The organism is Streptomonospora wellingtoniae, from assembly GCF_031845375.1.
Lineage (GTDB): Bacteria > Actinomycetota > Actinomycetes > Streptosporangiales > Streptosporangiaceae > Streptomonospora > Streptomonospora wellingtoniae.
Genome location: NZ_JAVREK010000045.1, coordinates 1 through 9,778, shown reverse-complemented (window position 1 = coordinate 9,778; position 9,778 = coordinate 1). Strand labels below are relative to the sequence as shown.

The window sequence follows — 9,778 nt, the reverse complement described above, 5'->3', positions numbered from 1 at the left end:
GGCGTTACCCGGCGGGTAATCGCCCCCGCGCCGCCTCCCTGCAAGGATCGCCGGTGTACGGAGCCCGACCGACCGGAGGTGCCCCATGCCCGCCTACGCCATAGCGAATCTGCACGAGGCCGCTCCGCACCCGGAGATCGCCGAGTACATCGAGCGCATCACCGCCACGTTCGAGCCCTACGGCGGCCGCTTCCTCGTGCACGGCGCGCAGCACGAGGTGAAGGAGGGCGCCTGGCCCGGGAGCGTCGTGGTGATCGGGTTCCCCGGGATCGCCGAGGCGCGGGCCTGGTGGGACTCCCCCGCGTACCGGGAGATCGCACCGCTGCGCTCTCGGCACATCGAGGGCGACATCATCCTGGTCGAAGGCGTCTCCGAGGACTACGACCCGGCCGCGACCGCGAGTGCGGTCCGAACCCGGTCGATCTTGTAACCATCGTGAAGGAAAACGATTTCCATTTGCGATAGCTACAAGATCAACAGGGCTGGGGCGCCCGCCGTTCGCGGCGGGCGCCCCATACGGCCGCGGTCTGCGGCGGGCCGGAGCACCGGCTCCGCCCCGCCGCACCCGAGTCAGGCGTCGTAGACCTTGGGCATCGGCGCCTCGGGGTCCTTCCAGTTCGGGTTGTCGAAGTAGCGCTTGGTCTCGGCGACCACCACGCCCGACAGCAGCAGCAGTCCGACGAGGTTGGGGATGGCCATGAGGCCGTTGGCGATGTCGCTGAAGCCCCAGACGATGTCCAGCGGGACCGTCGCCCCCACGAAGACCACCGCCACGAACACGACCCGGAACGGCAGCACGCCCTTGCGCCCGACGAGGAAGTCGATGCAGCGCTCGCCGTAGTAGGACCAGCCCACGATGGTGGTGAAGGCGAAGACCATCACGGCGATGGCGACGCTGTAGCTGCCCACCGGCGCCAGGGCCGGCGACAGCGTCGACAGCCCCTCCGACATCGCCTGGGAGGTCAGCAGCGATCCGTCCTCGGCGTCCTGCGCCTTCCAGGCGCCGGTGACGATGATGACCATGCAGGTCATGGTCACCACGATGATGGTGTCGATGAAGGTCTGGGTCATCGAGACCATGCCCTGGCGCACGGGCTGGTCGGTCTTGGCGGACGCGGCGGCGATACCGCCGGTGCCCAGACCGGACTCGTTGGAGAAGATGCCGCGCGCCACGCCCTGCTGGATGGCGAACAGCAGGGCCGAGCCGAGCAGGCCGCCGGTCGCCGAGGCGCCGGTGAAGGCCTCGCTGAAGACCAGGGCGAGGGCCGAAGGGAGCTCACCGATGTGCACGATCAGCACCAGCAGGGTGATGCCGACGTAGAGCACGATCATGATCGGCACCACCGCGGCGGCGAACCGGCCGATGCTCTTGATACCGCCGATGATGACGGCCCCGGCGAGGATCACCAGCGCCAGACCGGTGACCCAGTCGGGCACGCTCCACACGCTGTCCAGCTGCTGGGCGACGGTGTTGGCCTGGGTGCCGTTGCCGATGCCGAAGGAGGCGATGGCGCCGAAGACGGCGAACGCCCCGCCGAGCACCAGGCCCAGTCCGCCGGGCAGGCCGCGGCGCAGGTAGAACATCGGACCGCCGCTCTGCTCGCCGTGGGCGTCCTTGCGGCGGTACTTCACACCCAGCACGGCCTCGCTGTACTTGGTGGCCATGCCAACGAGGCCGACGATCCACATCCAGAACAGCGCGCCCGGACCGCCGGCGCCGATGGCGAGCGCCGCGCCGGCGATGTTGCCCACGCCCACGGTGGCCGCCAGCGCCGTGCTCAGCGCCTGGTAGTGGGAGATGTCGCCCTCGACCTCGTGGTGCTCCTTGCGGCGGAACAGCGCGAGCCACAGGGCGTGGAAGAGCACGCGGAACTGCAGCAGCCGCAGCCGCACCGTCAGGAAGACACCGGTGAACAGCAGGAGGGGGATGAGGACGAACGGCCCCCACACCACCCCGGAGATCAGGTCCAGGTAGTCCTGGAGTACGGACATTGGGGATTCTCCCTATCGATCGGATCCGGGGACACTGCCTACCGGCGTTCGGCGCCGTGTGCGGCGCGAGCGATCGGCAGCGGTGCGCGGCGCTGTCGTGCGGACGCGGTCCTGCGCAAGGACAGAGTCACACCGTCTCGTAACACCCGAATCACGGTTCATCCACACAGTTGTTGCGCCTGTGTCCAGGGGCGTACTGCGGCACCTGCGCCCTGTTTCAAGCAGGTGACCTGCGCGTATCAGCTGTCGTCGGCGGCCCCGGAGGCGTGCTCGCGGGCGAGTGCGGCGACGGCGGCGGCGGCTTCGGCGGGGTCGGCGCCGCGGCCTACCGCGATGCCCAGCAGATACGTGGTCAGCGGGGCAGCCGGCCGGGCCACCGAGTGCGCGGCGTCCTTGGCGAGGTCGAGGATCCGATCGACGTCGGACTTGCCGATCTCGTCGGAGAGCTCGAGCTCGGCGCAGACCTGCTGCGCCCATTCGACCAGCGTCATGACGGCTCCTCTGCCGAAGGGATTCGGTGGCGACAGTGGCCGATCATACGGGTGGGCGGGGGTGAGCGCAGACACGCGGGCCGGGCCGCGTCCACAGTGGTCCCGCCGGCCTCCGGGCCCGGTCGCGCCGGGCGGCGTCGCATTCCCGGCGGCGGCGCGTCGACAGGGCGTTCGCCTGCTGTCCGTGCGGGTTCACGCCGCGTGGCTAGCGTGCCCTGTCAGGAGCAGTCCCGCGATGACGGGAGAGCCGTATGCGCCCGCTGTCCACATCCCCCTCCCCCTCGTCCCCCTCCCCCGATCCCGCTCGCCCGCTGAAGGTGGCGATCGTGAGCGAATCGTTCCTGCCCCAGGTCAACGGCGTCACGAACTCCGTGTGCCGTGTGGCCGACCATCTGCGCACCCGCGGGCACCGGGCCCTGATCCTGGCCCCCGGGCCCGGCCCGTCCTCCTATGCGGGCTTTCCGGTGGTGCGGACGCCCAGCGTGCCGCTGCCCGGGTACGGCTCGTTCGCGCTCGGCCTGCCGTCGCGCCGGCTGCTGTCGGCCGCGCTGCGCGCCTTCGGGCCCGATGTCGTGCATCTGGCTTCGCCGGTGCTGCTGGGCGGCGCCGCGGTCGAGGCCGCTCGACCGATGGCGCTGCCCACAGTGGCGGTCTACCAGACCGATTTGTGCGGATTCGCGGCCCGGCACGGCATTCCGGGAGCGCACGCCTTCTGGCCGCTGCTGCGCCAGATCCACGCCGCGGTCGACCGCACGCTGGTTCCCTCCTCGGCCGCCCGGCAGGCGCTGGCCGCGCACGGTTTCCCCCGGCTGAGCCTGTGGCGGCGCGGCGTCGACACCGCGCGCTTCCACCCGCGCCACCGCGACGAGGCGCTGCGCGGGCGGCTCGCCCCCGGAGCAGAGGTCCTGGTCGGCTATGTCGGCCGCTTGTCCAGGGACAAGCGTGTCGACCTGCTGGCGCATGTGGCGCGCCTGCGCGGCGCCCGGCTGGTGGTGGTCGGCGACGGCCCGGACCGTGCCCGGCTGCGCCGCCGGATCCCTTCGGCGGTGTTCACCGGGCAGCGCACGGGCGAGGAGCTGTCGCGCCTGTACGCGAGCCTGGACGTGTTCGTGCACACCGGGGCGGACGAGACCTTCTGCCAGGCGGTGCAGGAAGCTCTGGCCTCCGGTGTGCCGGTGGTTGCGCCCGCGTCGGGAGGCCCGCTGGACCTCGTCGAGCCCGAGCGCAACGGCCTGCTCTACGACCCGTCCTCGGTGCGCCGACTGCGGCTGGCGGTGGGGCGGCTGATCCACAACGGCGCGTTGCGGCGGCGCATGGCCGCTGCCGCGCGCCCGTCCGTTCAGGCCCGGACGTGGCAGGTCGTGGGCGACCAACTGCTCGACCACTACCGCTCGGTGATCTCTCCGGGCGCCGCTGCGCCGCCCCGCGTTCCGCTGCGCGGCTGAACCGGAGTTACAGTGTCCCGCGGCGGGGTGCGGACCCGGCCCTTCCGCAACGACCGGTGTCCGCTCCTCGCCGACCGCCCGGCCGCGGCGGCCCCCGGGCCGGTCCGCGCGCCCGGGGCCGCGGCGCCGCCGCTCGGTCGGCGCGTGCGCGTGCTCAGCGGCGCGGAGCCTCCCGGACCTCGTCGGCGGCGTCGCCCGGCCCCACCTCCTCCAAGACCTCGCTGAGCCGGTCGAGGTGGTCGGCGATCCAGGGCAGCGCGACGGGGTCGTCGGCTTCGAGCGCGGTGGTGCGCTGATCGTCGGTCTCTCCGTAGAGCAGGCTCGTGGCCACGCGCATCCGCAGCGCGTGCGGGCTGTCGCCGAACTCGGATCCGGGCAGCACGCCCACGCCGTAGTCCTCAAGCAGCAGCGCGGTCAGCTCGGCGCCGGTGGTCACGCCGTGCTCGCGCGCCAGGTGGCCCCGCCAGGCCTCCAAGTCCGGGTATGAGTAGAAGGCCGCCTGCGGCGCGGCGGCCATGGCGCCGGCCTCGGCGAAGCGGTCGGCGGCCTCGCGGGCGACGGCGCCGTGCAGCCGCGCGCTGCGGTGGATCCGGTCGGTGAGCTCGGGGGGTTCGCTGAAGGCGTAGGCGGCGGCCTCCTGGATAGGCGCTGCCGGGCTGGACCAGATCTCGCTCGCTACCCCGAGCAGCCCGGCGCGCAGCCGACGGCCCTGTGCGCTGTCCGGCAGCCTGACGACGCCCAGCCGCCAGCCGCCGAGCGCCAGGTTCTTGCTGAGGCCGGTGGAGACCACGGTGCGCTCGGGTGCGTACTCGGCGGGGCTGTGCACCTCGGCCGCGCCGTCGTAGACCAGGTCGCGGTAGATCTCGTCGGAGATGACGACCAGGTCGAGCTCGCGGGCGGTCTCGGCGAGGCGGTGCACCGTCGCGGCCGAGGCGAGGGTTCCGGTCGGGTTGTCGGGGGCGGTGACGATGACGGAGCGGACGTCGCGCCCGCGGGCGCGGGCCTGCCGTACCGCCGCTTCCAGCAGGTCGGGCTGGGGGACCCCGCCCTGCGCGGGTGCGGTGGGGATCTGCAGGCACCGGTAGCCGGCCAGCTGGGCCTGGGCGGCGTAGCTGACCCAGCTCGGCGCGGCGGCGGCGGTGTCTCCGCCGATGGCCAGCAGCAGGCTGTAGAGCAGCGGCTTGCTGCCGGGGCCGGCCACCACCAGATCGGGGTCGGTGGTCAGGCCGCGGCGCTGCCAGTAGCCGGCGGCGGCGTCGCGCAGCTCGGCGGTTCCGGCGACCGGCCCGTAGGCGTTCTTGCCACCTCCCGCCGCCAGGGCCTCGCGCATGGCGGGGTGGACGGGCAGGCCCGCTTCGCCGAAGCCGAGCGGCACGACGGGCAGCCCTTGGCGCCGTCTTTCGGCGAGTGCCTCGTTCACAGCGAGGGTCGCGGACACGGTGACAGACATGAAGAGATCAACTCCGCATACGTCCAGGTGACGGCAGTGCAGTTGGTGACGCGTTTGCTCGCATCACGCCCTGCCTTTCACTCTGCCCACATCCACCCATCAGTACAAGCGAATCTTTTCGATGCTAAGAGTAAGCTGTCCTTATGCTGGATGTACGGAGGTTGCAGGTACTCAAGGAGTTCGCTGAGCGGGGCACCATCGCCGGCACGGCCGAAGCGCTGGGCTATACGGCGTCGGCGGTCTCCCAGCAGCTGTCGGCGCTGGAACGCGAGGCGGGCGCCCAGCTGCTGGACCGCACCGCGCGCAGCGCCGAACTGACCGACGGCGGCCGGCTGCTGGCCGTGCACGCCGAGCAGATCCTGGCCATGGTCGAGGCGGCCGAGTCGGTGCTGGCCCAGCAGAGCGGCGTTCCGCTGGGACCGGTCACCGTCACCGCCTTCCCCACGGCGGCGGTCGCCCTGGCCCCGCTGCTTGCGCAGAGCCTGCGCCGCCACGAGGGCCTCCAGCTGGTGCTGCGGCAGAGCGTCGGCGCGGCCGGGGTGCGCCAGGTGTCCTCCGCCGAGGTGGACATCGCCGTGATCGACGACTGGTCCGAGCGGCCGCCCGACACCGGGACGGGCAAGCTGCGGCACCTGCACCTGCTGCACGACCCGCTCGTGCTGGCGGTGCCGGACGACCATCCCCTCGCCGACACCCGCCGCCCCGTGGAGCTGCACCGCCTGCTGGAGGAGCCCTGGATCGCGGCGCCCCGGGGCGAGCCCTCGCGGACGGGCACCGACCGGCTCTTCGCCAACGTCGGCGGAGCGCCAGACACCGCCTGGGAGTTCCAGGGGCAGGGCACCATCCTGAACCTGGTGGCGCGGGGCATCGGCATCGCGGCGGTACCCGCCCTGGCGCTGGCCGGGGGCACCTCGGGGCTGGTCTTCCGGGTGCTGCCGCAGGCCCCGGCGCGCGACGCCTACGCGGTGGTGCGCGCCAGCAGCATGCGCCGTCCCGCGATCGAGGTGACGCTGCGGGCGCTGCGCTCGGCGGCCGAAGAGGTCCAGCAGACGCTGGACGAGGCGCTGCGCAGCGCCGAGCGCGCGTGACCCCGTCCCGCCGACGGGTCGGGGTCAGTCGCCGATGAGGCCGTCGAACACGCGGGTTCGGCGGTGCAGGCGGTGCAGCCGCCGACGCAGCCTCCGGGAGAGGTGCCGCGCGCGGTCGCGCTGCTCTCGGGTCACCCAGAAGTGCTCGAAGGCGTCGAGGCGCTGCTGGCGCAGCGCCTCCAGCTCGACCTCGGCGTCGGCGACCCTGCGCTGCAGATCGGCGTGGGCCCGCTCAAGACCGACGAGTGCCGCATCGCACTCGTCGGCCTCACGTTGGACCCGCCGCAGACGGACGGCGACACCGTGGATGTCCGCCACCCCTCGCAGCCGGCCAGTTCCAACGAACCACACATCACAAGGTCTATCCGGCACTCGACCCGGTATCACCAGTATGTGACGCAAAGAATGCGGAAAGTCACCGACGACGTCAAAGTGACTACTTGGTGCTCATGAAGGCGGATTGGGCGGATTGCCCAGAACGCCGGGAAAGCAGGGCCCGACCAGCCCTTCCCGCTCGCCGCCGCCCGCGGTCAGGCGGCGATGACCGGGCGGCGCGCCCGCGGCCCGCTCAGCGCCGTACGCGACCTGCGCAGGCCCGCGAAGTGGCGCGGGCGGACCTCGCCGTAGATCTCGACGAACCGGTCCAGGGACCGCCGGTGGTCGTGCCGACGGGCGATCTCGCGGCTGGCCGCCCCCATCTCGGCGCGCGCCCGCTCGGGCTCCAGCACTTCCAGCAGCCGCTCGCCCAGGGCCGCGACGTCGCCCGGCGCGTAAAGGTAGCCGTTGCTCCCGGGCGTGACCAGGTGCGGCAGGGCCAGCGCGTCGGCCGCCACGACCGGCAGCCCGGTCGACATGGCTTCCAGCGTCGCGATGCTCTGCAGCTCGGCGACGCTGCCGATCGCGAACATGTCGGCGGCGACGTAGAGCTTGGGCAGGTCGGCGTCGGGCACGAATCCCAGGAAGTGCACCCGGTCTGCCACGCCCAGGTCGGCCGCGAGCCGCCGCAGCTCCTGCTCGCGCTGGCCGGTCCCGGCCAGGGCCAGCTGCGCGTCGCGGCGCTCCAACACCCGTGGCAGTGCCCGGATCAGCTCGTCGATGCGCTTCTCCTCGTCGAGGCGGCCGACGAAGGCGATGGTGTCGCGCTCGGGCAGCCCGAACCGCTCGCGCGCGGCGGTGCGCTCGGCCGGGCGCGGGTGGAAGCGGTCCAGGTCGATGCCGCAGGACACGGCCTCAACGGTCCGGCTGAAGCCCTTGTCCCGCAGCAGCCCGGCCGCGCGCTCGGTGGGCGTGGTCACGTAGTCGGCGGCGTAGGCCACACGCACCATGTCGCGCCAGGCGAAGGCGCCCACCATGCTGTGCAGCCGCTCGGGGACGTGGGCGTGAGCGAACAGGTTGTCCGGCATGAAGTGGTTGGTCAGCACGACCGGGGTGCCGGACAGCCGGGCGCGGTGGATGGCCGCGCGGCTGGCGGTGAAGTGGCTCTGCGCGTGCACCACGTGCGGCCGGAGCCGGTCGATCAGCCGGGTGAGGTGCCCGCCGATCCCCGCCGGCAGGGTGGTGCGCATGGTGTCGTGCACCAGCACCGACACCGACCGCAGGTAGTGCAGGGTCACCCCGGATTCCGTGCTGATGCCCGGTTCGCCGGTGGGCGAGGCGCAGACGACATGAACGTCGTGCCCGCGAGCGGCCAGGCCGGTGGCCAGGCGGCGGGTGAAGTAGGCCGCGCCGTTGACATCCGGCGGGTAGGTGTCGGCCGCGATCAGAACCCGCAGGCGCTCGTTCCCGCCGGCCTCGTCGCCGACTCCGGTACGGGGCAGGTCTCGCTGGCTCAAGGGGGTCATCGGGACTCTCCTGAGGTCGTGTTGGATGCTCGGGCGCCCGGTGAAGCTCCGCCGGGCTCGGTGGCGGGCGACTCATCGCGGTCGGAATGCGCTCCGGCCGCCTCGGGATTGCGGTTGCGCGCCAGGGCAAGCGCGACAGTGCCGCCGACCGCCAGCAGCGCCGCACCGGCGGCCAGCGCCTGGTGGAGCGGAGTGGCCGGAAGGCCCTCTCCCAGCAGCAGCGCCCCGATCCCCGCTCCGACGACGGGGTCGACCACCAGCAGAGTGGCGTAGGCGGCGGCGAAGTGACCGGTGCGGTAGGCGTTCTGCTGGAACAGTCCGCCCAGCACAGCCGCGGCCAGGCACATCGGCGTCAGCCACGTGAACACCGCGGTCCAGTCGGCGGCGGCGTTGGCCGCCACCACGCGGGCGAGGGCCGAGGTGGTGCCCAGTGCCGCGCCGCCGACGGTCGCCAGCAGCAGCACCCGGGGACCCGGCCGCACCCAGTGGGCCGCCGCGAACACGGCGCAGCCCAGTGCCAGGATGCCGCCGGTCAGCCCGAGCCCGGTTCCGATGGACAGCCGCGGCACCTCGGCGCTGTGCGGGAACAGCAGCAGGAGTCCGCTCAGTCCCGCCATCACGGCGACACCGGCGGCGATCTGCCCCGCCCGGACCGGAGCACGGTTGAACAGCGCCGACAGCACGATGGCGAACAGCAGCCCGGTGACGCCGATGGGCTGGACGATCGTCAGCGGTGCGCCGCTGAGCGCCACCAAGTGCAGCGCGACGCCCGCTCCCGCGCCCGCGGTGCCGAGCACCCAGCGGGGACGGCGGGCGAGGTGCACGAGGAAGCCGACCCGCGCAACGCTGTGCCCGGGCGCCCGCACCGCGTCGCGCTCCTGCAGGGCTGAGCCGAGAGCCATGCAGAAAGCACCCGCCAGGGCGATGAGCACTGACCAGACGATCACGCTCCTGCGCCTCCCCGCTATCGGCGTCGTTGCGGCGCCGGTCCGGCGCCTCCTGCCTATCAACCAGCCAAGTACAAAGCCTCCGGCGAATCGAGGAAGTCACCACCCGAATCCGGGTAGTGCCACCCCTACCGCGCCGGGCAGGCCCTGTCCGCGGCTGCGTACACCCCTGGATACCCCTTCGGTCTGTCCGCGCCCCCGCGGGGCGGGGAACCGAGGGAAACATCCGGTCACGAGCCGGTGACCGCGGACGTCCGCGATGAGTCCGCTACCCGCATCGACTCCTATCAAGCCCGGGGGGAGGCGCGGGCAAGCGGCGGGGCAGCGCGCGCACTGGCGCAGCGCGTGCTGCCTTTCCCCCGCAGCCCTCTGCGGCACACTTCCTGACCGGCGCCGAACCCCCGTTGACCCTTCTATGTCAAGCGGCGAGATGATGCTCGATCGCGGCATGGACCCACCCCGCCCGGTCCCGGACCATGGCCCGGTAGATCACATCGATCAGATGGCGTTTGAGTACCCGGTAG

General features: G+C 72.6%; 9 protein-coding genes. 3 read left to right on the top strand and 6 right to left on the bottom strand.

Annotated features, from left to right (window positions below; all coding sequences use genetic code 11):
- Positions 1–85: 85 nt before the first annotated feature.
- On the top strand, positions 86–430 hold the full coding sequence (locus RM446_RS24430; protein WP_311547798.1) for a DUF1330 domain-containing protein: 345 nt from the start codon (positions 86–88) through the stop codon (positions 428–430).
- 140 nt (positions 431–570) lie between these two features.
- Here the strand turns inward: RM446_RS24430 and RM446_RS24425 are convergent, their stop codons facing one another.
- Entirely contained in the window at positions 571–1,992 is a 1,422-nt protein-coding gene (locus tag RM446_RS24425; protein WP_311547797.1) for an alanine/glycine:cation symporter family protein, read from the bottom strand.
- A 239-nt stretch (positions 1,993–2,231) separates the two neighbouring features.
- Positions 2,232–2,483: a DUF6457 domain-containing protein gene (locus RM446_RS24420; RefSeq protein WP_311547796.1), complete on the bottom strand. Its 252-nt coding sequence runs from the start codon at positions 2,481–2,483 to the stop codon at positions 2,232–2,234.
- 326 nt (positions 2,484–2,809) lie between these two features.
- Here RM446_RS24420 and RM446_RS24415 point away from each other — a divergent pair, with 326 nt between their 5' ends.
- Positions 2,810–3,928 (top strand): glycosyltransferase family 4 protein, encoded by a 1,119-nt coding sequence (locus RM446_RS24415; protein WP_311547795.1) that lies wholly within the window; start codon positions 2,810–2,812, stop codon positions 3,926–3,928.
- A 154-nt stretch (positions 3,929–4,082) separates the two neighbouring features.
- On the opposite strand, the gene RM446_RS24410 is transcribed toward RM446_RS24415, so the two are convergent.
- Positions 4,083–5,378 carry a pyridoxal phosphate-dependent aminotransferase gene (locus tag RM446_RS24410; protein WP_311547794.1) on the bottom strand — a complete coding sequence of 432 codons (1,296 nt, stop codon included), beginning with the start codon at positions 5,376–5,378 and terminating at the stop codon, positions 4,083–4,085.
- A 143-nt stretch (positions 5,379–5,521) separates the two neighbouring features.
- Here RM446_RS24410 and RM446_RS24405 point away from each other — a divergent pair, with 143 nt between their 5' ends.
- Positions 5,522–6,466 (top strand): LysR family transcriptional regulator, encoded by a 945-nt coding sequence (locus tag RM446_RS24405; protein ID WP_311547793.1) that lies wholly within the window; start codon positions 5,522–5,524, stop codon positions 6,464–6,466.
- A 24-nt stretch (positions 6,467–6,490) separates the two neighbouring features.
- Here the strand turns inward: RM446_RS24405 and RM446_RS24400 are convergent, their stop codons facing one another.
- From RM446_RS24400 to RM446_RS24390, 3 genes are all read right to left on the bottom strand, one after another.
- Complete coding sequence (locus RM446_RS24400) at positions 6,491–6,784, bottom strand: hypothetical protein (RefSeq protein ID WP_311547792.1); 294 nt, start codon at positions 6,782–6,784, stop codon at positions 6,491–6,493.
- 212 nt (positions 6,785–6,996) lie between these two features.
- Positions 6,997–8,307: a glycosyltransferase gene (locus RM446_RS24395; protein WP_398695830.1), complete on the bottom strand. Its 1,311-nt coding sequence runs from the start codon at positions 8,305–8,307 to the stop codon at positions 6,997–6,999.
- Entirely contained in the window at positions 8,304–9,254 is a 951-nt protein-coding gene (locus RM446_RS24390; protein ID WP_398695828.1) for a DMT family transporter, read from the bottom strand. Before RM446_RS24390 ends, RM446_RS24395 begins: the two co-directional genes overlap by 4 nt.
- Positions 9,255–9,778: the final 524 nt, after the last annotated feature.